Source organism: Nostoc flagelliforme FACHB-838 (genome assembly GCF_014698065.1).
GTDB classification, from domain to species: Bacteria; Cyanobacteriota; Cyanobacteriia; order Cyanobacteriales; family Nostocaceae; genus Nostoc; species Nostoc flagelliforme_B.
The window spans coordinates 1-21,751 of sequence record NZ_JACJSI010000043.1 but is presented as its reverse complement, the minus strand read 5'-3'; the positions used below and the strand labels follow the sequence as shown (position 1 = coordinate 21,751).

The following is a 21,751-nucleotide window of genomic DNA, read 5'->3' as shown; positions in this document are numbered from 1 at the left end:
TGCTAATGATAATTGTTTCCATTATTACTAGAGTACCTGATAACATTCCCCCCAACTTCCATCACAAGAATAAAGCAACTACTACCAAAGACATAGAAGTTAAGTTAAGTTTGTTTGTATTCATAAATACTCCATTCATTAATAAACCAGCAATAGTTGAATCACTATATCTATAAAATTGCAACATAGATATTATTAGTTAAAACTATTTGTATACATAAGCACATTTTAAATTAATAATTATCCGCCTCTTTAGTTAGAGGATAAATGAAGTAACAAGCTGGTGTAATTTAACAATGCGTAACAGCTAATCAACGCGCAACTTATGGGGAGTGATGAGTAAGGTGTCAATACGATAAAATCTCGTCGCTCCTTTTTACTTACTTGCGGCTTTTCATCAGTACTCCGCCATAGGGGTTATGACAGGTTATACCATTTTCAAAAATCTATGCAATTTCACTGGTAATCGGTATACAGCTGATTAGCAGTGAAGTTGGATAGAAAACTTGCTCAAGCCCCTTGCCTCATATAGAATTGGGAGCAACACGATTTTGTGAGAAATCTGCGTTCAAGGCAGTCCCGATGAAACAAGTTTTACCACCATTTATGAGAATGTGATGTGATTCTATATAGATACTCATCGAAGGAGCATTTTCAAGTCAGAAGGTAGAAGGAATTCAAGACTTGAGCTTTTGAATGCTTGACAGTTCACAGTCAACTAGAACCACCCACTAAGGACTTAGGGACTTGCAAAAAATAAATTATCCTAATTTACCTAATATTTATTTACGGAAGCGACTTCATCAAAGTTAGGTTTTATGAAAAGTTCATATACTTTTGGCTTTAGTTAGTTAAATATGCGATCTAAGAGTTGATGTTAGATAAAAAAGATTTTTGAAAAATTCAGTAAGATTCCTCTTTGATCTACAAGTTAAGTCCAACTAAAATATTAATAGTTGTGCAAGCTTAGTTGATTTAAAAGAAGTCAATTATTCCAGGTGTATCTATTTTCTAACTTTCTATCAGACTGACTCAGTAGTCTTAGAATAACTACTCTCTTTTAACAAAAGAGAAGTTTACCTTATTCTTACCTTCTAGAAAAGGTGATTAAAATAGATGCGGTTGTTGTGAGCGAATTAATGTACTAAGCATTAGTAGTCTATTCATTTGTAACTCGCTGTGTTCAGTTTTTATTAAGCAACAGCGTCATGATTTCTATTGAGCAATTGCGCTTTTATTTTCAACTAATAACACACACAACTTATTTGAGCTTTGAATATTTATCAAACCATTTTACAATCCCCATGCAACAATATATTTTTCATTTGTTCATACTGGTATTAGGAACAAGCTCGACTTTCATTATTACTCCATCTCAAGCTCAAACTCCAGTACAACCAAATAGTCAAAATACTGAGGATATTAGCCCCATATCTTCAAATTCACCTCCAGCCATCCAATTAAGTGATTTGATAAATTCTACTAATAGCAAACCGCCTATCCTCTCTGAGGCAGCTAATAACTCTTCTGCTGCTAAAGCCAATATAACTGCAAATGATGAGCCTAAGGCAAGAATTCCCATATCCAGCAGAATATTTCCCACAGCTTCAATGCAGCAATAATTAGCGGCTAATACTAATTCTCTGTAAACTTATACTTAATGATTGCTCTTTATTCCTTGGTGATTTGTTTAATAAATATTAAGTGCATTTTCATAGCGAAATGGTATAGATATTAGACATTTCAATTAATTATTCGTTGGCTTAAACCCTTGTAGAGACGTAGCACTGCTACGTCTCTTTGTTTTCACTCCTGTGTCTATTAGATATTTAATGAAAAGAATGTAGAGACATGAAATTTAAGTGGGCTTCTCTACGAGACGCTATCGCGATCGCCCCACTACGTTAATTTTATCTACAAGGATTTCAGGTGGATAAAATTCTAAATCTCTCTCCTTTTCGAAGAGAGATTTAGAGAGAGATTTTGCAGATAGCGTGAAAAGTCAGAACTGAGAACCGCTATCTACTATATTGCTTTATCTTTGCAGCTGACAGAGCAGTAAACCAAACCATTGATTTGGATCAGTCCACATCCGAAGAGGTAATAAACCTTGTGCGGTGAGTTGCAGCTTGATAGTATTAAGGTCAAATTTGCGAGAAATTTCGGTGAGGATAGTCTCACCTAGTGCAAAATTAACCTTGAGGTTAAGAGCGTGTAATTCTACAATTTGCGATCGCAAGCTGCGTAAATGCATCTCTATTTGATGCTCACTTTCATTGTAAAATGCCCAATGTTCAAACTGCGTAGTGTCAAAATTTCCTTCAAACCGCTGATTTAAATGCTCCAGCATATTGAGGTTAAATGCTGCCGTAACTCCTTGGCTGTCGTTATAAGCTGGTTCCAAAATCTGTTTCGGCTTTCGTAAATCTATCCCCAACAATAAATACTCACCCACTTGTAGAGCATTTGTAATTTGAGAGAAGAAGACATTACACTCATGAGGTGCAAGATTACCTAAACTGCTACCAATAAAACAAATCATCCTGCTGGGTAATTGCGTTGGTAGGAGTTTTGCCAGGGCTAATTCATAGGTTCCCGCTAAAGCATGAACTTGCATTAAGGGATAATCTCTTAATAACTGCTTGGCGCTACTTTCCAACATACCTGCACACACATCAATTGGTAAGTAGTGCAGGGGATAGCCCAGCTGCTGATAAGCATCTAGTAAAATGCGGGTTTTGGTAGAACTGCCACTGCCAAGTTCTACCAATTCGCAAGCACCAGTTATCTTGGCAATTTCGCCAGCATACTGCTGTAAAATCGTTGTTTCTGTGCGTGTAAGATAATATTCTGGTAAATCACAGATTTGCTCAAACAGATCAGAACCACGGTCATCATAAAAGTAACAGGGGGGTAGAGATTTAGGTGTTTGAGTTAATCCCTTCACTACATCACTCCCAGCACTAAGTGCAACTATTTGAGTTGCTCCTACCAAACGTTCTATCTGCAAGCGTTTTTCAACGCTGTTTTGAGAAGTAACGTTGCTGTTAACAGCTTTAGATATCGACATTGAACCTCCGTTTGCTTGGCGTAATAAGTTACCTTTTATGGCAAACCCTTACCCCAATTAGTGAAACACATCGTCATAGCTAATAAAATCATGCTTGAGCTATATAGCTCAAGCTTTAAAGCTATTTTTCCGCATTTTCCCATTTAAATGATAATTAAGCGTCTAAAGCAATACGCTTGGGTTCAGGATTTTTGGTACTGATTTTAAACCTGTAGAGACGCAAAATTGTAATGGGCTTCTCTCCGCTAACGCTTCTCTAGCAAGGATTTCGATAATTTATTTTTTGGAAGTCCCTAAGTACTATTAAGTAGTTAGACATAATTAATTACACAATGTCATTGCGAACGTTCGCAATGACTGTAAATCTTTTTGTCCGATTACTTACTAACCCCTTATTTAATCAGCAGCACAGCGAAACCCTGCAAAAGTGCGTTCGAAGTCCCTCGGCATGAAGAAAGCAAAAGTGGCTGACGCAATAGTGGGGGTCTTAAATCCTTTCACTGATTAGTCGCGGCAGGAAACAGAGAGCAGTTTTCCTCCTGCCTCCTGCCTTCCTCAATAAAATTTATACTTTAATAGTCATTGTCAGCTACACAAATTCCTTTACATTTAATACCGTTCGTTGCAGTGCGCCGACAGTGCGGACATAGAACTTTTTCGTTTTCTGTTTCTTGATTTATCTTTATACTAGTGCTTGCCTGTAATTTGTCTTTTTCAGTCTGGAGTTTTACAGTCATAAAAATGGATAAATTTCTTAAGGTTTACATTTTACAAATCATAAAGATAACGGTAGTCCAATAGAGGCATTGCAACTCTCCAAAAGGCTTAAAAACATTACAAACAAATTTTTTTCTAAGTTCTCGTTAAGGACTATTTAATTTGTTGCCTAAGCGATGGTGTTAGAATCATTAACCCTTTGACAATTTCTTCAGGGGTAGCTGTGCCATTGATTACCTTTGATACAATCTCCATAACTTCCAGAGCTAGATTTGTTGGAATTCCCTTCCTTGGCTTCTAAACGTTTCAATTCCAAAACGTCAATACCTTCTGCCAATCCATCCAAATATTCTTCTACACTTACTCCCAAATTTTCAATCTCTGACATAAATTATAAAAGCCTCCCTTTGGTTCAATTATTAATTATTAAAGCTTATCAATAATATTGGTTGGTATGCTTATGTTTAACCTCAAAAAGCAAAGTTAAATAAGGACGATTCAACTTTCCCAATGACTCTGAAATTTTTAAATCGGCTCTTCTAGCATAGTAGAATATACTCGACCGATGCGATCGCATAAGGTGAGCGAAACAGCGCCATTGCTAATCTCCACAACCTGCTGACACTCCAAAAGTAGATAATGGCATGATTTCAGGTGGCTTTATGACCTGTCTTTTTATTGTCTACTGCGAAACAAATATCTTAGCTGTATAGGTTGGCAAGTCAATAACTAAACCATCCTCTCCAGATTTTACTTCTCGATTAGCGACCCAATCTCGCCAATACTCAGCAGTTGGGAAGTCTGAAATTTTATATTGATTTAGATTCTGGTCGGAGAAATTTGCTACGACGACGATATGAGAATTCTGCTGATCCCAACGGGTATAAGCCAGCACTTTATCATCTGCTTTTTCGTAGAAAAACTGAATATTGTCACTTTGCAAAGCTGGAGTTTGCTGGCGTAAAGCAATAAGCTTTTGATAATACTCAAATAAATCACGATTCTGGTCGCTTGACAACAAAGACCAATTAATCTTCTGCGGTTTGGTCACATTTTCGCTTTTTTGCTGGTATTCGCCAAACTCTTCTCCCATCCACAGCATCGGTATACCCATCGCTGTCATTAACAGAACTGCTGCTAACTTGGCTCGTTCAAATGCAGCTGCGTTAAAGATGCCACAATTGCCTAATTCTCGTAATATACGTTCGCGATCATGGGTTGCCAAATAATTTATCACATTGGTTGCGATCGCATAACCTTGCTGTTTGGGATCTAAAATCTCCTTGAGTTGTTCTAATTCAAATGATTTGCCACAAATATATGGAACTATAAAGTAGCGAAAGCTCTCATGCCAACAAGCATCTAATGGCCCATCTGGCTTAACTACAATATTTGTATCAGGAATGTGTTCAGCAATGTTGTAAAATTCCTTGGGCGCTGCATGGTTTTTCGCTTGATTCGTTAGCCAGTTGAGAAATTCAAAGTTAGCCAATTGGCGCACTGCATCAAAGCGAATTCCATCAATGTGATACTCCTGAATCCAAAACTTTACCACATCGCCGATGTATTCCCATGCAGGTTTAATATTTAACTTTTCATCATAATTATCATAGTCAAACTCTGGGCCCCAGTAATTATCTGGGTCTTCAGGATAATGCTTGTGTTCGTAGTACCAGTAATTTCGGTCAATCAGTATCAAGGGGCATTCTTCATCTGTATGATTATAAATTCCATCCATAAAGACGCGAATGCCTCTACCATGACACTCGTCAATCAACCGCTTTAAATCTTCTGTTGAACCGTAACTAAATTCTGTAGCAAAGAAGTGGCGAACTTTATAGCCCCAGTTATAATCACCAGGGTACTCATTAACTGGCATTAATTCAATTGCATTAATTCCCAATTTGCAAAGATAATCTAACTTAGCAATTATTCCTAAATATTTGCCTCGCTTATCAGAGCCAACTTCATCACCAGTAAAATCGGCAACGTGCATTTCATATATGACTAATTCTCGGTTATCAGGTAACGGCACTTCATCGTTTTGCCAAAGGTAAGTATCAACAATGCGTTGTCCATCTTGAATGCGGACTATGCCGGATTTTTCTGTTTCATTAACATCTGTTGCTCTGGGCTCAATGACATCTATCCATTCATCGGGTGCAAAATTTGGACTTTTGGTTTGAATGCGAAATTTATATTGATAAACGCCATCTTCCAGTTCAATTTGAGTACGAAAATAACCATCTTCACCTTTTGACATTGGGATTTCTTTCCAATTTGAAAAAGACCCAATTAAAGCTGCTCCTTTGTTACGAGGAGCAAACAATGTAAATTCAGTTAAATTTCCCATTTCTACACTTTCATAATTTTCTCTAAGTACAATCCAGCCTTAAGCTAGATTTACTTTATCTAAAAGTCTTGCCTTTTATATCTTTAATTAGATGACAAAATTGGCACGTTTTGCTTATATTCTAATGACGAACGGTATTTTTGTTGCGATTCCAAGCTTAGAATACAGACAATTAACCACACTAAACCTGCCCCGTAGCCAGCTGTGACATCAGTCAGCCAATGTACTCCAAGATAAAGCCGACTGAAACCAATCGCAGCAATTAAGACAATAGTTAAGGCATAAATCTGAAAGCGCCATTGAGGAAACTGCTTTGTTAGAAGATAGCCGATAAAGCCGTAAATAACTATTGAAACCATTGCATGACCACTAGGAAAACTGTGTTGACCCACATTAATAAGATGTTTCCACAGTGCTGGACGCGCTCTCCCAAATGATAATTTCATTAAACAATTTAGCAAGATTGCGCCGGCTCCAGCAATGCCCAAGATAGTTGCTTCTCGGCGACAATTGTAATATAACGGACTAATTGCCAACCCTAAAGAAGATATCAGCATTACTACTGGATCGCCTAAAAAAGTGATACTAACCATGATGCGATCGCGCAGTGGTGTATGCAGCTTTTGAATCAATAGCAAAATGGCTTCGTCAAGATTATATGCGTACAACAGTCCGGTAGCGCATACAAGGGCGGAAACAGCCCCCAATACCGGAATAAGTTGACTGCCTGTTTGCTGTAATTGTCGCTGTACAGATATTTGAGGTACTACGGCTGAATCAAATATGTTTTGATTATTGCCACTAACCAAAGCAGCATTTTCTTCAGTGTCAATTGATTTACTGCATTTTTTGCGATAATCTAAAACAATTCCTTGAATTAGCAGTGCGATCGCGTTTAAACTCTTTTCTGGAGGGAAAATAACTAGAACATTCCCTGTGTAACTATTAGCACGAGCTTGAAAGATTATTTTTTGTTCTAATAATTTTGATTCCAGATATTTTTTGAGAGCTTCTGAATGATAAAGCCCATTTACCTTATATCTAGCTCTTCCTTTAACAGCAGTATGTATTGCCTGAACCCAATGATTTTCATTGAGAAGTTTATGGAAATCATCTGTACCCATTTCTTTTTGATTGATAGTAGGAACATTTTGGCTGGGGACTAAGGAAGAGACATTTTCATCCGTTCTGGGGGAGTGTAGTTCTTTCAAGGCTACTTACTCTTAATCATAAATAATGTTAATGGTAACTGTATTGGCAATTACACAACCTCAACTTTGCTCACAGGTTGCAGTTGTAATGGCTGGGAGTTCACCCCACCATTGCCGCGCAATCGCCATCGCTTGTTAGGCAAGATAAACATGGTGGCAGATTTTAGCCTCTTAATTATGCTTCTTGAGGTAGAAAGTATTCGTTCCCAAATATCTGTCCTAAACCTTCGATATAGAATAACATTACGTGCTTGGTTAATTTTGCGTGTACTATCAATTAGGTTAATTACAGCGTCAAAGATAGCCCCCACGATTGATTTTGCCGCTACCTCTTTGGGCACAACCGCATCTTGGGCAGTTTGAATCAGACTAACCAGATGCTCGCGCATTTGATTATCTGAAATTGCACGTACTTGATAATTGATGATGATGGATGCAGCTTGTGGGTTAGCACGGACATTTGTAACTTTAGTGTCAGATTCTATCATCAATTTGAGATTATTAGCATATTCAGGATCTCTGGCTAACAGAGGAATACGAAAACGAATTCGCCCAGGAATTGCATGGACAATGCTATAAAATATCTTTTGAGATGGCGCTGTTTTATTAGCTACGCTTTTAGCTGCCTTTTTTGCTGGTAAATGCTGATTAAGACGAGCATTTTTTTCAGAATTAGTCCGTTTTTTAGAAGTCATAGGATCATGTTTTAATTTCAAAAAAGAAAAAAGTATCCGAAGTTTATAAACTTAAATTTTAATGTAGCGTTTTATTTAACTGCAATGATTTTACTTTAGTTATACCTATTCTTTTGAGTGGAAAAATCTATCCCAGTAGTGAATCTAGGCTGTTAATGCCATCAGGTTGATTAAGTTTTTTTAACACTGCGCTTTGCTAATAAAAATGGAATAATTAACGAAGAGAATTGTAAGTTGGTTTGAGGAACCAAACCCAACATTTTCAGTGGTTTGTTGGGTTTTACTTGCCTACGAGACGCTGTTCGTGTTCGTTCAACCCAACTTATGCAGTTTATGTTTTTTGACTGAGTGAAAAAATCTATCCCAGTAGTGAATCTAGCTATTGCTGCCATCAGATTGATTTATTTGCACTATTTTAAGTATATATTCCTATAAAAATGTCAATGTTTTTACTTATAACGGTTGGGTTACTACACTCCCAAGTAGTAAGATCAAGAATATCTATGAATTGACTGGATAGGAGTATTGCCTTGATTTCATACAAGGGTTGCTTATTTACTTTATTTAGTTTCTAGGTATGTGTTTATGCAGCAAGGGTTAACGTTACTAATTCAACTGGTACTAGAGTTTGCACCTGTTGTTGTAGAGCTAGTACAAAAGAGAAGCCAAGATAGTTTAGCTTTGAGTAAATATAAACCAATTGAAGCAATTCCCGAATTACTCAAAGTTATAAATACTTCAACTCAAAAAAACAGTTATGTTGAAGACTTTGAACAAGAAAGAATTCTCCAACAGCAATTAGTAGCTGACAATCACGAAACGCGATTAAGAATAGCCGCACAAGAACGAGAAACAGCGCTCAAGTTGCCAGAAGTCAATAAAATTCTTGATAGTTGGCCTTTAAGATTATACCCTTCACAAATTTTAGAACATACCAATTATGGACGCACTCCACTAAAAATTTTTATCGCTCCTCCTCAAATACATTTTGACCAATTTGACGATAATAGAGATGAAAAAATTTCCCAAATTGAGTTAATGTTGGCTGAAGGATTACGAGATTTCCTTAGCAAGCATTATTCTCTACATAGTCAAGTTAGACCAACAGAGTTATTAGCAGGAGCTTGGGATAGTAAACGTTTTCACAGTGAATCAAGTATTAAGGCTCTGTTTGGAATGCTGAAAACAGAGCCTATTTTAATTTTGGAATCAGAAAATGATGGAGATTATTTAAATTTTCGGATTGCCTACTGGGGTTTAGAACAAGGTAATTATTATTATTATAAAACAATTGCTCGTCTACCTTATCGAGAGATTCTGGAAGAGTCTGCTAAAAAACGGGCGTTAGAGTGGAAAATAATTAGAGATGAACTGCTGGCATTAGGAGAAAGCTTAGAGGAAATTAATCACATTGGAAAAGAGAATGTGGTTAATTTGGCAATTTTAGAAAAAGTAGAAAAATGGCAGGACAAAGGAATTGATATTAGTAAGTTATCTTTACAATATCAAGTAAATCGTCAGGATTTTGAAAAACTTTGCCAGGTTTTGATTACCTATCACTGTTTGATTGCAGGTTGGGTAGCGGATGTTTATCACTTGGTTGATCATGATGTACCTCCACTATTACCAGAGTTACTGCCGAGTTTGCTGTCAGATACTTTTGATTTACAATCAGTGCAGGTTATCGCTTCAGGTTATAAACAAGTTTACCAAGCTTTGGAAAATGAGCGTTGTTACTGGATTCCAGAGTTGGCTTTGCAATTAGCCCAGAGTTTATCACACTTAAGCGATGCCTACGGTGGTAAACTACGCACTTGGGCAAACGAACAGCTAAATTATTCTGTGAATACATGGTTGCAACTACGCCAGATATCATTACAGGATTCTACAAACCCGCTTCAGGCAATGCAATTAGCCGTCAGCATTAAAGATGAAGAATATATCAAAAAGCTAAGAGAATATTTTGTTGCAGTGGGTGATAGTCAAAGTATTGCTGATGTTGAGAAAATTTTAAATTGCGTCGCTAACCTTAAACAACAAGTTAAATTAGAACATACCGTCCTCAGTTACAACCTAACGGGACATTCCGAAAAAGTGACATCTGTTGTCATTAGCCCTGATGGTGAGACTTTAGTTAGTGGGTGTGCAGATAAAACCATCAAAGTGTGGAATATCAATACTGGTAAACTTATCCGCACTACAGAAGACTTAGGCGAAATTTCATCTGTTGCTATTAGTCCTGATGGACATTTTCTTGCTGTTGGTAGTTCCCAACATCCTAAAAGTAATGTTAGAGTATGCAATCTTAATTCTGGCAAACTAATCCACACTCTGTTAGGACATCAAAAACCGGTTAACTGTATCGCAATCAGTCCCGACGGACAAATTCTTGCTAGTGGTAGTAATAAAATCAAAATTTGGAACTTGCAAAAAGGCGACCGCATTTGTACTCTTTGGCATTCATCGGCAGTTAATGCTGCTGCTATCAGCCCCGATGGTACAATCCTTGCTAGTGCTAGTAGTGATAATAAAATTAGGTTGTGGAACCCACGCACAGGAGATCCATTACGCACCATTAATGGACATTCAGGTGAAGTAAAATCAGTAATCATTAGTCCTGATGGAAGAATTCTTGTTAGCGGTAGCACAGATAAAACTATCAAAATTTGGCATCTAGCTACAGGTAAAGTGCTGCACACCTTGGCTTACCATTCAGAAGAGGTAAGATCCTTAGCTGTTAGTCCTGATGGAGAAATTCTCTTTAGCGGTAGCGCAGACAAAACTATCAAAATTTGGCATTTGCGGACTGGAGAGTTACTGCAAACTTTAACAGAACACGCTGGGGCAGTCAACTCTATTACTATTAGCCGAAATGGTCAATTTATGGCAAGTGGTAGTTCTGATAAAACCATCAAAATTTGGCGGTTCAACTAAGCTTTTTTACTGCTTTGGTTACTCGTTTGTTGATTTTGATTGGCTAGTTCCGTGCAATTTTATAAAGCTATCAAAAGCATACCATGCTAAAACATACCAGGGAATAACTTCTAACTGTAACCCTTTATTAAGTAATTGCCGCAGCGAAAGGCTAGCTAATCCCAAAGGGAAAAGAATCCGTAAATCAAAAGCGCCATCCGTTGACTGTTTAACGCGCTGGTTTAAGTTAACAACCGCAGATGATACTCCGGCTGCTGCCTCGGTGTTACCTTCGGCAACATTGGCAAAAATTATGCCTAAATCTTTAAGTGTTGCTAGCACATTTTCCAGACTGCCATTATTACTATCGTGATTGATAACGATACTGCCATGACCGACATTTGTCTTAACTCGATTAATGTGCGAATTTGCTGACAAAGCATTGGCAATGCGTTGCATCTTTTCTGGCTGACGATGGGAATGAGCTACTCTTAATCGTAATCTTCCGGGAGTCGAACTTACAACTTTTGTAGATATCGGTTTTGGTGGTGTTTTGGTAGTGGGTATGTTTAGAATTTCTGGCATTTTTTTGTAAGTACTATGACCATTTGTTAACATAGAACCGCCTTTTTGACTTGTAAAAATTATCGAACCGCCAAGCCGCCAAGCCGCCAAGAGAAGAAGCAAATAAATTTACGAAGAATTTAGGACTGTTGTAAAAGGGTTTGTTATGGCAGTCCTAAATGATTTATGAAATTTTCTGTTTTTGTAGGGTGGGTTAGGTAAAACACCTTAACGCACCCTACTAATTAGAAATTTTGCTAATTGCAAGTCCCTTCTAGGAAGAATTTAACTTGCTGATATGCAAATGAAATTACACACCATTATCTGGAACATTATCCACATTAGTGGCACTAGCTTCAAAGGCTGGTGTTTGTTTTTCGTCAGCAAGTTCTGCTCTGGCTTCGGCTACCATGTCTTCCCAGGTTTCGCCCATTTCGGCAATGCTTCCCTTGCTTCTTTCATAAAGACCAATTCCGCCTTTGATGACTGACTTAACTAAGGGTTTACCAACTCCAGCGACAATCGGTAATAAAACAGGTGCTAAGAGTACTGCACCAATTCCGGCTATAATACCGGGAGCGCCTGCATCTTCAACAAAATCACTAATTTTAGGTGCCATCTTGAATTTTCTCCTATTAATTAAAAGTTTGGGAAGCTTTCTAAATTACTCTTGTCGGCATAGTGTATCATCTCGCCGATGGTAGAGCTTTTTGGTGGCGACTTTTGAGAATTGGACGCAACCCGTTGATTCCGGCAACTACTGTTGAGCCATTGTTAACTACCGTTGCGGCTAAGGGGTTAAGACCAAAGAGAACGGCTATTATTAATGCCCCTAAGTTAGGAACGGCAACAAGTCCTGTGTTTTGCCGAATCAATTGCTTGGCTTGACGAGCGATCGCGATCGCTTCTAATAAACCATGCAAGTCATTCTGCATTAACACTAAGTCTGCTGTCTCGCGGGCTATCTCAGAACTGTTGGCAAAGGAAACGGAAACATCAGCGTAGGCTAAAGCTGGCGAATCGTTTATACCATCGCCTACAAATGCAACCGTCTTACCTTGTTCGTGCAGTTGACGGACAACTGTTGCCTTTTGTTCTGGAAAAGCTTCTGCGTGAGTATGCGTGGGCAAAATACCAAGTTGAGCAGCAACAGCAGTAGCGGTTCGCTTGTTATCGCCGGTTAGCATGTGAATTTCTACACCTTCGACCGTCGAAAGTGCTGTAATGACTTCCCGGCTTTCGGGACGGAGAAGATCACTATATTTAATAATACCTTGAAGTTGACCATTGCTGCCTACATAAATCGCTGAATTTGGAGATTTTTGCAGACCATTTAAGGCTTCGGTATCAATGCCATTGGAGCGCAAAAAGCGATCGCTCCCGACGCAAACTGTCTCTCCATCAATCAAAGCTTGCACGCCCAAACCTAGTTGATAGTCCCACTTACTACGCGGCAAAATTTCCACTTGCTCTGCTTCGGCATAGCGAACAATTGCTTCCGCTACTGGATGAGTTAAACGCTGTTCGGCGGCGGCGGCCAATTCCAACACTCGTAATCTTGAGGTTGCTGGATTGAGACTTTCCACACTGACAACATCAACTTCTCCCTTAGTCAATGTCCCCGTCTTATCAAAAACGATGGTATCAACTTCTGCTAATTGTTCTAACGCCCGACCGCTACGGATGAGAATACCCCGCCGTGCAGCATAAGTTAATGCTGCTAAAACTGTTGTGGGGACTGATACTCGAATACCTGTAGCAAAGTCTAGAGTTAAAACGCTGGCTGCCCTTGAAGGATTGCGGGTTGCGGCAAATACTGCTCCACCAAGTAGCAAAGTTGGCACAACAGCTTTTTGAGCAAATTTTGTGGCGTAATTCTCCATGCGGGTATCGTGGACAGGTGCTTCTTGCATTAACTTAATGCTCTGTCCGGCGCGAGTATCATTCCCTACCCGTTCTGTGAGAATGTAAATCCGTCCTTCCCGTACTAGGGTTGAGGCAAAAACTGGTTGTCCCGTTTTTTTCAACACTGGCATCGACTCACCAGTTAGTTTTTGCTCATCTAGCAGGGCTTTTCCTCGCAAAATGCTACCATCCACCGGCACTTGTTCGCCAGGGTAAACAATCACTGTATCGCCACGCTGCACATCTTGAATGGGAATTTGTTGCTTGTCGCCATTGCGTTCCACCCAGACAAATTGTCCCAGAGAACTAAGTAAATCTAGAGTTTGTTGAGCAGAAGAACGAGCCGTGCGATCGCGGATATTTTCGCCTACTTCAATTAAACCGAGCATCAACGATGGGGTGAGAAATTGGCCTTGGAGGGTAGTAATAGCGATCGCCATCAAATCCAAAAAGTCAATATTCAATTTTCGCTCTACTCTGATACCTTCCCATGCTCGTTGGACAACGGGAAGTGTGGCAATGGCGATTGGAAGCGCCACTATCAAAGGCGGGATCGGTAATCCTAACGGCCCTCCCAGTACTGCTAAAGTAGTTGCAACGGCGGAGAGTTGTAAACCTGGCCAAGATGGCTCTTTTTCCGTTTCCGATAAAGATGTAGAGTTTTTAAGAACAACTACAACACTCGCAGCCTGAATCAAATCGTGAAGGTGCGATCGCATCTTCGCATCGGAAACTTTATCAGATTTATAAGTAACTGCAACTGACATTGCCGCAGGCTTGACACGGACATTCTTCACCAGCGCATCTGCTGTTAATAAGACTTCGAGACGCTTGGCATAATCTGCATCACAGCGTAAGCGAGGTAAACGAAACCGCAGTCTTCCCGGAGTTGTATGGACAACGTTGTAGTTAACGTTGGGCAACTCTCCTTGAGAGTGTCCATTAGTGTCAATTAAAGAAACTTTTCCATTCCCTTCCAACACAGTGAATTGAGATTTTGGGGGTGATGGTAGTTGCAGTGCTACTTTTGCCATTCTTTTCTTTAATCCAATAATTGTTACACTTCGATCAAAATCAGGCTCTTTACTTAGGTAAAGAGAGCAAATTAGCCACCAATCCTACGAGATTGATTAGCTATCAATTTGGTTATTTGTAATTTGCTAGATTAGTTAGCTAACTTATTGCTGTGGCGGGATCATTGGCAGATTCAATTAAATTGGCTAGATGAGATATTGGTGGTGACAAAAAGTTTTGCACTCGCTTCTGAGAATTCTGCATCATTCCTGTTTTATAGGTAATGACAACTGATCTCGCAGCGCTATTGACTCGCTCACTTGTAACTGTAGAATCTGATTTGAGTAATGTCTCTAACCGTTGGACATATTTTGGATCGCAGGCAATTCGAGGTACACGAAACCGCACCCTTCCGGGAATTGCATGAGCAATGCTATAAGCTACTTTTGCAGGTTTTTTTGGTTGTTGAATTACAGAATGAGTCGAGGATACCGAATTGCTTTTAGTCTTAGAGGCTGACGCATCCGCAGAGGGTAAGGAGAATGTTGCTGATTTCTGCTTCTCTGCTTCTCTTTTTGGCTTTGTATCCTGCCTGTCTTCTGTTGTTACCGCAGTTGAGCATGGTTTGAATTGGTTTGCAGCTGCTGGTATCACTTCTTCATTACCAGCCGACTGAATCAAATTAGCCAAATGCGATCGCATATCAACATCTGACATTACATCAGATTTATAGGTAATAGCAATTGACCCTACCATCGTAGTATTGACTTGCTGATTTATTACCAAAGGCTCATTGGCAAGCAAGGCGAGAAGACGTTGCACATATTTTGCATCTTCGCTAATTTGAGGTATGCAAAACGCCACTTGTCCAGGAAATGCACAAATAATGCTATATGCTACCCTTGAAGGCGGCGCTGCTGGGCAATTAGTCTCGTCTGTGACTGTTTGCTCTTGTTTTTTGTCTAAATTTGCTGCCGTTTCTAAATTTAAACCAGTCATAATTGCCCTCCAGTATTCCGCAATTTGAAACTGTATGTTAAGTTCCCAAGGGTAAGTTCGCCATAATACCTAATGACAATGACATCGCAGGCGATTTTAGGTTAGTCCACAGACTGGATAACTGTGGAGTTGTTTGGTTTGCTGTTGTTGAGTTGATAACTCCAGCAGTCTGAGTAACCTGAGTTGTTTGGTTTGCCGTTGTTGCGTCTGTAATTTCAGCAGTCTGACTAACTTGAGTAATATGATTTGCCGTTGTTGCCTCTGTAACTTCAGGAGTCTGACTAACTTGTTCTAGGGGTTGGTTAGGGGTTGTGATTCCTAGTGTTGGTGGGTTTATCTCCAACGCTAATTCCATCAGACTCACCCAATAAGATAATGGAATGTCACGAGACTGATAAGCGATCGCGATCGATGCTGCATCAAAATTCACACGCACCCTTTTAACTTGAGCATCTGTTTTTATTCTCTTTTCAAGCCGCCGCCCATAAGCTCGATCTTCAGTGATTTTCGGCACATTCAACCGAATACGTCCGGGAATTTGATGAACTACGCTGTAGTCAATCTTTGCAGGTGCTACCATCTCGCTATCTTCTTGTTGGATAGCTGATTCTGATTTTATGTCACTTTTTATAGCAGAACTGGTGTCATCACTTTTGTTTTTTTCTGATGTCGCAACTTGAGAGCCAAGATAACTAATTACACCACGAGTTGCATCCGCCGCAATCATGTAAACTGGAATCGATACCCAGCCTTGAATTCCCAATCCTCCTGTTACGGCCAAGCCTGTCATCATCGGAATTAAGGAAATACCTTGTTCTTTCCAAAATGAAAGCGATTTCCAAGCTGCAAAGGGATCGGTATTGTTAGATGGATCAGAGGAAGCTTGCGGTTTGATCTCAATATCGGATTTTAGCGCCAAAATTTCTGGTAATGACAGCTTAGATTCATCAAAATTAATTACCAAACTGCCCGTTTGCTCATTCACGTAGACTTCCGTCACTCCGTCTAAGGAACGTAAATCTTGGGCTATGCTATCTAATATCGAGTTAAGACTACTGTCAGTAGTACGGAGTCGCACCCGCCCGGTAGTTACATGAACTATTTGCAAACCACTTGAGGGTTGTGAGTCCGTTGACTGTGCGATCGCTTTAGTTGCACTTTGATTAACTTCATTACTTTGTTGTGCAGAGATGAAGTCAGCTGATGTTTTCACCGACGGACTTAGTTGAGAGCGATTACTGAGAGTTTTAGTCATTTACTCGATTTTCCAATAGCTGAATCGTTAGGTTAACAGTAGGTTAAGTTTAACGTAAGCTTTAGGGTGAAATCTATCTCTCCCGGATTATTTTCTATTAAAACTTATTAAGACTTGCTGTTCATATCTTTACTCAGTAACTATGTATAAAGTCGATAAACTTAGATTGAGAAGGTGATAAGCAAAAAAACCTGGTAGTAGCCTCAAAAGCCTCTATCCGCAGGGTTTTAGAAACGCGTCTAGCATTCGTAATAGGTTAAGAAAAAATCAGTATTGTCAATAATCCATAACGTTGTTAATTAACATGGTGTGGTGAGTATCGGATTGAATAATATACGGAGGCAGTTTTCTTGATGATGCGTAGGCGTAGCCCGTGTAGGTATCGCTAGCTTAAAAATTGTATTTTCTACCCTGATTTCGGCAAAATTTTAAGCATTATTGTTTATTGACAAATTGTTTATGATTTCAATCTATTATTAATGTTTGAGGATATATCTCAAGCAGCCATCCAAGTGTGGCGTTAGAGGCATCTGGATTAAAGTTACAAGAAAATTTGACGTTGATAGAGCAAAGCTTAGAACGGATGGAAAAAAAGTGCTTTACCACCACCTTTAGTCAACCTAAAACACCTTCTAGCTAAGGGATTATGTGCGACTGCATCTTTATTTTCACCTGTTATAGTTGCATATCAGTGGGTTGATTCGAACAGTAGACTGCACAAATAATCAATCCGTTTCCAAGCCACAGCAGCTTGCCGGGGAGAGCAACTCAAGCCCTGACTGTCTTATCAGTATGTTTAAACCCATCACTAAAAATTTTGCTAGATTCAAGCTTTGAAATTCATTGCTATATACCAATAAGACAGTCAGAGGTTAAAGGTTTTTTCTTTCCCCTTTTCCCTTTAACCGACAAGTATTGGGCATGGTGTAAGCATTGTTCATTATTTAATCCTACAACTTTAGCTATTCCTGTCAAACAACCTCTTAGGGAATATGCTTTACAAATGACAATATTCCCTACTTGGTCAAACTAAACTTTAGGTTAAACTTTAACCTTTTTGCCTAATGTTAACTTTTTCTTCATGAGCCAGCCAATGCTGCAAGCAATGAAACTGCCACCTAAGATTGTAGGCTCAGGAACTTGCCTATAGGTAACTTTACCTGAGTCAATTTGGATATTATTGGCGGAAGTAATTGCAAAATCATATCCATTAATTTCGTATGTGATAGAGCTTGAAGGATTAGCTTTATCAAAAAACAGATATTGCAATCCAACAGATTCACTACCTGTCAAAAATGTAGTTGGAAATACGATAGGATATTGGGGATATTCTGTATCATCTTCTTGGTTATAAGTATTAGGATCATTATCAAATTTAAAACTTAGCGACTCAACTAGTGCTACTGGAATATTATCGTCACTGAAAGTTGAATCATCAAAGCTAAAAACGCCTTCTCCCTTAGTTATAAAACTATCAACATTGAAGGCGTAATTAATAATTGCAGCAAATGCAGAATTAGCTCCTGTAGCAGCAAAAATTAGGGCACAACTAGTAGCAAGAGTTAATTGCGAAACCAATTTCATCTCAACTTTCCTCAAGATAAATTTCTACAAGCAATGTTCACGTAAACTATGTAATTAGGCTTGATATAATTGCTAATTGTCTATGCTTTCCCTAGCCTCCTTTAAGAGGAGGTTAAGGAGAATCAAGCCTGATCTGATTAGTTTGCTTGAGCAGAGAGGTTATCTGTACTCAAACTCAATTTACCGAGTAGCTGCGCGCGATTTTGACGAAGGTCGGCATGGCTGCGCTCTGTTGGATAAGGCACTTTGTCGCCTTGAATGCCGGCCCAAAGTACGCGGTTGAATTTCTCAGGATCTAACTTATCTTCAACTTCAAAGTAGAAGTCTTTGGTTGCTTGCGCCCACCACTGTTTGTTATGCAAAGACGGAATAGCTGCTGTCTTTTCTACATTCTTGTCTTGGCAAGCTGGCACTAGTTTGGGGTCTACAGGTTCACCACACAAATTACCTGGTACAACAGCTTTATAAGCAGTAAAGTTTGGCTCTCTAGTGAATGCATCCGACATTGGCTTGGCATTAGCATCAGTGATTCCTAAATAACCAATGTTCAGTAAATCTTCCATTGTCCGCACCAGGCTAACAGTATTGTAGTTAGTACTGACTACGACATTTCGCTTAGTGTAAGGCGAAATGATATAGACTACTGAGCGATGACTATCAACATGGTCAGGGCCATTTTGGGAATCATCTTCTACAATAACGATCGCAGTCTCTTTCCACAGAGGAGACTTGGAGATTTTTTCCACTAGCAAGCCGACGGCATAATCATTATCAGCCATTTGCAGTGGGACAGTATTCAAACCAGCCACAGCGTTACCAAAATCACCAAAGTGGTCGTGAGGCAAACGCACTAGTGACAAGTTGGGCAATTCATTCTTTGCCAAATAGCTATCAATATCCCGCGCCCATTCGTTGTAGAGATAAATGTCTGGTTGCTTTTGGTCGTATCCCCGGAAATAGTTGTCAGTTTTATCCAACAATACAGCTTTAGCAGCTACAGCTTGAAGAATATTATCAGCAGCAGGATTTGGGGAGATGGGGATGTAACGCGGGTTGGTGGGATCTGGTTTTGTGGGATCTGCTTGGGTAGTACTGTAGTTGCCATCAACGAAGAAACCGTAATTGCGTACAGTCTTACCAGCACGCAATGCTGCATCCCAAAGATAGCCGCCAATAGCGTTTGAATTCAGTTCACCATCGCCTGCGGGGGCATTTACATCCTTATTTCCAGGCAAAATAGAAGATCGACCAGAGGGATCTAACACTCCCGTTACTCGTGTATTTAATTGGGAAGGATTAGAGGAAGTTTGTGGTAAAACAACGTTGATGTTCCGGTTAACACCTTCGTAGTCGTAGGTCAGACCGTTAAACCCAGCGTTGCCATAAAGTACTGACTGAGTTTTTTCAGTGTAATCAGTTGTCCTTGCATAAGTAGACCAGTTCCAGCCGACACCGCTTGACTCACCAGAATCATAAAAGTTATCAAAAGTCACAAAGTCAAGAGCTAACTTGTGATGGTTGGGTGAAATTGGTTGCGGGAATAAAGCCAGCGCGGGATCACCGTTGCCAACAGGTAAATCACCGAGTAATTGGTCGTAGGTACGATTTTCTTTAACCACGTAGATAACGTGCTTAATTTTATCCTGGAGAAACTTCATCGTCCGGTCAGGACGGCGATTGTAGAAACCGTTGTTTCTATCTACCTGTTCGGAAAGGCTAGCTAAAGTACCGCCTTGGGGAACTGGAATAACTGAGATCCCAGCTTTTTCTAAAGCCCAGGTATACTCATTTCTAAAAGTTGTGTTGCGTGCTAATCCGGCTGGTGTTGTTAGGTTATTTGAGGGGTTGGGGCCAGAATTGCTCTTGGCATTGACAACGTATAGGTTTTGGCCATCCTTACTGACGCTTACAGAATTGGGATACCAGCCAGTGGGGATACGTCCAATCACCCGACCAGATGATTGCAAGTCCACAACAGCAACAGCGTTCTCACCACCTAGAGTCACGTAAAGCTGACGTTCATCTGGGCTCAGAGCTACAGAGTTGGGATTTGCTCCTTTGTACTTATCACTAGGTCGAGACAGATAGATAGTTTGGACAACGTTATTGGTATTTGTGTCAATGACTGAAACCGAGTCACTATTACCGTTAGCTACATACAGTCGCTTTTGGTCTGTCGATAGTTGCACCTTGTTTGGTTGGCTACCTACAGGTATACGGGTAATTTGCCCCGAAGCTATGCTAACAGCAACCACCTCGTTATCGCGTTGGCTGGTAACGAAGACTTTCGCTGCCGCACCGTTTTCTGCACTCTTGATGGCTACATCAAAAGGGAATTCTCCTGTTGGTATGCGATCGCCTGGTCTAAAGAACTTAATTTCTCTGAGTACCTTACGATTAGTAGTATCAACAATTGATATTGAGTCGTTCTCAAAATTAGCAGCTACTAAAGTTTTGCCATCTTTGCTGACATCAAGACCAGCTACAACTGCTCCTGTTGCCACAGTTTCAGCTGGTGTGTTCTTCAACAAACCACCATCGTAGCTAGGGAAGGGCGCAGTTTGTTCGGAATTGTGACCTAGCAAAATAAAGGGAGCATCTGGCAAGTACTGGTTGCCATTCGAGGCATAAGCATAAACGCGATCGTCAATGCCACCTGATACATAAAAGCGTGTGCCGTCTTTTGCCCAAGCTAGGCCATTATATGTGTTGGGAATGTTAATCTGCTGCTGCTTAACCAACTTACCGCTGCTGACATCAAAGACAAAAACCCATTCAGCTTTTGAAGTTCTCGTAGCACTTGGTTTGCCAGTTAATGGGTCTAAGACCGGATAAGTGAGATCAGCACCATTTTGACTCTTGAAGTTCTGGTTATAGCCACTGGTAAGCACCAGTAGAGTTTTACCATCGGGGCTGAGGGCTGTGGTTACAGCTTCGGCAGCATCAGCATTATTATCTGTACGCAAACCAGTCGCCAAACGTGCAAACGTCGAGCCTGGGGCAGCTGCGGGTGTAATCACTTGACCTGTAGGTAGTAATGCTCCACCTTCAGGTAGATCACCAACACGGCTAGTAGCAAGCTGGGCTGTAACTATTTGTATACTGCTTACTACTATCACCACTGCGATCAGCAGGCTAAGTAGGAGATATCGCTTACGCTTGAAATTGAGCATTTGCTATTTCACACATCAAAATTTCTTGCCTACGCAGCTAATATTCCTATTTACTAGTTAAGAACAGGATAAGGTGAGGTTACTTTCAGAGTAATTAGGATTGACAAAATGTTAAAAATTTAGTATCTACTTAACCGATCGCTTCCTCTGGTTTTTGTAAACTAACTTGCCAGCGCCAAATTGCTGAGGCGATCGCCATACCCACACCCCAAGCTAAAGGCAACCAAATAATTGCCCAGTGACCACCAGGCCATTTCACATCCAATCCTGCACCCAGCCAGTAAACACCAAATCCCAT

The 21,751-nt window shown here is 40.0% G+C and carries 14 protein-coding genes; 1 reads left to right on the top strand and 13 read right to left on the bottom strand.

The features are described from left to right. Positions 1-1,405: 1,405 nt before the first annotated feature. The 6 genes from H6G97_RS20440 to H6G97_RS20415 form a co-directional block, all read right to left on the bottom strand. Positions 1,406-1,603 (bottom strand): hypothetical protein, encoded by a 198-nt coding sequence (locus tag H6G97_RS20440; RefSeq protein ID WP_190942521.1) that lies wholly within the window; start codon positions 1,601-1,603, stop codon positions 1,406-1,408. A gap of 432 nt (positions 1,604-2,035) precedes the next feature. Next, positions 2,036-3,070 carry an L-histidine N(alpha)-methyltransferase gene (egtD, locus tag H6G97_RS20435; protein WP_190942520.1) on the bottom strand — a complete coding sequence of 345 codons (1,035 nt, stop codon included), beginning with the start codon at positions 3,068-3,070 and terminating at the stop codon, positions 2,036-2,038. 928 nt (positions 3,071-3,998) lie between these two features. Further along, positions 3,999-4,175, bottom strand: coding sequence for a hypothetical protein (locus H6G97_RS20430; RefSeq protein ID WP_242055023.1), 177 nt, complete (start codon positions 4,173-4,175; stop codon positions 3,999-4,001). 294 nt (positions 4,176-4,469) lie between these two features. Continuing rightward, positions 4,470-6,140 carry an alpha-amylase family glycosyl hydrolase gene (locus H6G97_RS20425; protein ID WP_190942519.1) on the bottom strand — a complete coding sequence of 557 codons (1,671 nt, stop codon included), beginning with the start codon at positions 6,138-6,140 and terminating at the stop codon, positions 4,470-4,472. 83 nt (positions 6,141-6,223) lie between these two features. Next, positions 6,224-7,264 (bottom strand): phosphatase PAP2 family protein, encoded by a 1,041-nt coding sequence (locus H6G97_RS20420; protein WP_190942549.1) that lies wholly within the window; start codon positions 7,262-7,264, stop codon positions 6,224-6,226. Positions 7,265-7,401: 137 nt separating this feature from the next. Then, on the bottom strand, positions 7,402-8,046 hold the full coding sequence (locus H6G97_RS20415; protein WP_190942518.1) for an HMA2 domain-containing protein: 645 nt from the start codon (positions 8,044-8,046) through the stop codon (positions 7,402-7,404). Between the two features lie 585 nt (positions 8,047-8,631). Here H6G97_RS20415 and H6G97_RS20410 point away from each other — a divergent pair. Next, complete coding sequence (locus tag H6G97_RS20410) at positions 8,632-10,980, top strand: WD40 repeat domain-containing protein (protein WP_190942517.1); 2,349 nt, start codon at positions 8,632-8,634, stop codon at positions 10,978-10,980. A gap of 18 nt (positions 10,981-10,998) precedes the next feature. On the opposite strand, the gene H6G97_RS20405 is transcribed toward H6G97_RS20410, so the two are convergent. The 7 genes from H6G97_RS20405 to H6G97_RS20375 form a co-directional block, all read right to left on the bottom strand. Then, positions 10,999-11,577, bottom strand: coding sequence for an HMA2 domain-containing protein (locus tag H6G97_RS20405; RefSeq protein WP_190942548.1), 579 nt, complete (start codon positions 11,575-11,577; stop codon positions 10,999-11,001). 256 nt (positions 11,578-11,833) lie between these two features. Next, positions 11,834-12,142, bottom strand: a complete 309-nt coding sequence (locus H6G97_RS20400; protein ID WP_190942516.1) for a DUF5132 domain-containing protein — start codon at positions 12,140-12,142, stop codon at positions 11,834-11,836. Positions 12,143-12,209: 67 nt separating this feature from the next. Next, positions 12,210-14,462 (bottom strand): heavy metal translocating P-type ATPase, encoded by a 2,253-nt coding sequence (locus tag H6G97_RS20395; protein WP_190942515.1) that lies wholly within the window; start codon positions 14,460-14,462, stop codon positions 12,210-12,212. Between the two features lie 139 nt (positions 14,463-14,601). After that, positions 14,602-15,441, bottom strand: a complete 840-nt coding sequence (locus H6G97_RS20390) for a hypothetical protein (RefSeq protein ID WP_190942514.1) — start codon at positions 15,439-15,441, stop codon at positions 14,602-14,604. Positions 15,442-15,478: 37 nt separating this feature from the next. Further along, entirely contained in the window at positions 15,479-16,696 is a 1,218-nt protein-coding gene (locus H6G97_RS20385; protein ID WP_190942513.1) for an HMA2 domain-containing protein, read from the bottom strand. A 1,041-nt stretch (positions 16,697-17,737) separates the two neighbouring features. Then, positions 17,738-18,280 carry a PEP-CTERM sorting domain-containing protein gene (locus H6G97_RS20380; RefSeq protein ID WP_190942512.1) on the bottom strand — a complete coding sequence of 181 codons (543 nt, stop codon included), beginning with the start codon at positions 18,278-18,280 and terminating at the stop codon, positions 17,738-17,740. Between the two features lie 137 nt (positions 18,281-18,417). Further along, the gene (locus H6G97_RS20375; protein WP_190942511.1) at positions 18,418-21,453 is read right to left on the bottom strand and encodes a bifunctional YncE family protein/alkaline phosphatase family protein; all 3,036 of its coding nucleotides are present in this window, start codon (positions 21,451-21,453) and stop codon (positions 18,418-18,420) included. Positions 21,454-21,751 lie beyond the last annotated feature (298 nt).

Coding starts and splice junctions, on each gene's coding strand:
- egtD (WP_190942520.1), bottom strand. CDS start 3,070: ATGTCGATATCTAAAGCTGTTAACAGCAACGTTACTTCTCAAAACAGC.
- H6G97_RS20430 (WP_242055023.1), bottom strand. CDS start 4,175: ATGTCAGAGATTGAAAATTTGGGAGTAAGTGTAGAAGAATATTTGGAT.
- H6G97_RS20425 (WP_190942519.1), bottom strand. CDS start 6,140: ATGGGAAATTTAACTGAATTTACATTGTTTGCTCCTCGTAACAAAGGA.
- H6G97_RS20420 (WP_190942549.1), bottom strand. CDS start 7,264: ATGGGTACAGATGATTTCCATAAACTTCTCAATGAAAATCATTGGGTT.
- H6G97_RS20415 (WP_190942518.1), bottom strand. CDS start 8,046: ATGACTTCTAAAAAACGGACTAATTCTGAAAAAAATGCTCGTCTTAAT.
- H6G97_RS20410 (WP_190942517.1), top strand. CDS start 8,632: ATGCAGCAAGGGTTAACGTTACTAATTCAACTGGTACTAGAGTTTGCA.
- H6G97_RS20405 (WP_190942548.1), bottom strand. CDS start 11,577: ATGTTAACAAATGGTCATAGTACTTACAAAAAAATGCCAGAAATTCTA.
- H6G97_RS20400 (WP_190942516.1), bottom strand. CDS start 12,142: ATGGCACCTAAAATTAGTGATTTTGTTGAAGATGCAGGCGCTCCCGGT.
- H6G97_RS20395 (WP_190942515.1), bottom strand. CDS start 14,462: ATGGCAAAAGTAGCACTGCAACTACCATCACCCCCAAAATCTCAATTC.
- H6G97_RS20390 (WP_190942514.1), bottom strand. CDS start 15,441: ATGACTGGTTTAAATTTAGAAACGGCAGCAAATTTAGACAAAAAACAA.
- H6G97_RS20385 (WP_190942513.1), bottom strand. CDS start 16,696: ATGACTAAAACTCTCAGTAATCGCTCTCAACTAAGTCCGTCGGTGAAA.
- H6G97_RS20380 (WP_190942512.1), bottom strand. CDS start 18,280: ATGAAATTGGTTTCGCAATTAACTCTTGCTACTAGTTGTGCCCTAATT.
- H6G97_RS20375 (WP_190942511.1), bottom strand. CDS start 21,453: ATGCTCAATTTCAAGCGTAAGCGATATCTCCTACTTAGCCTGCTGATC.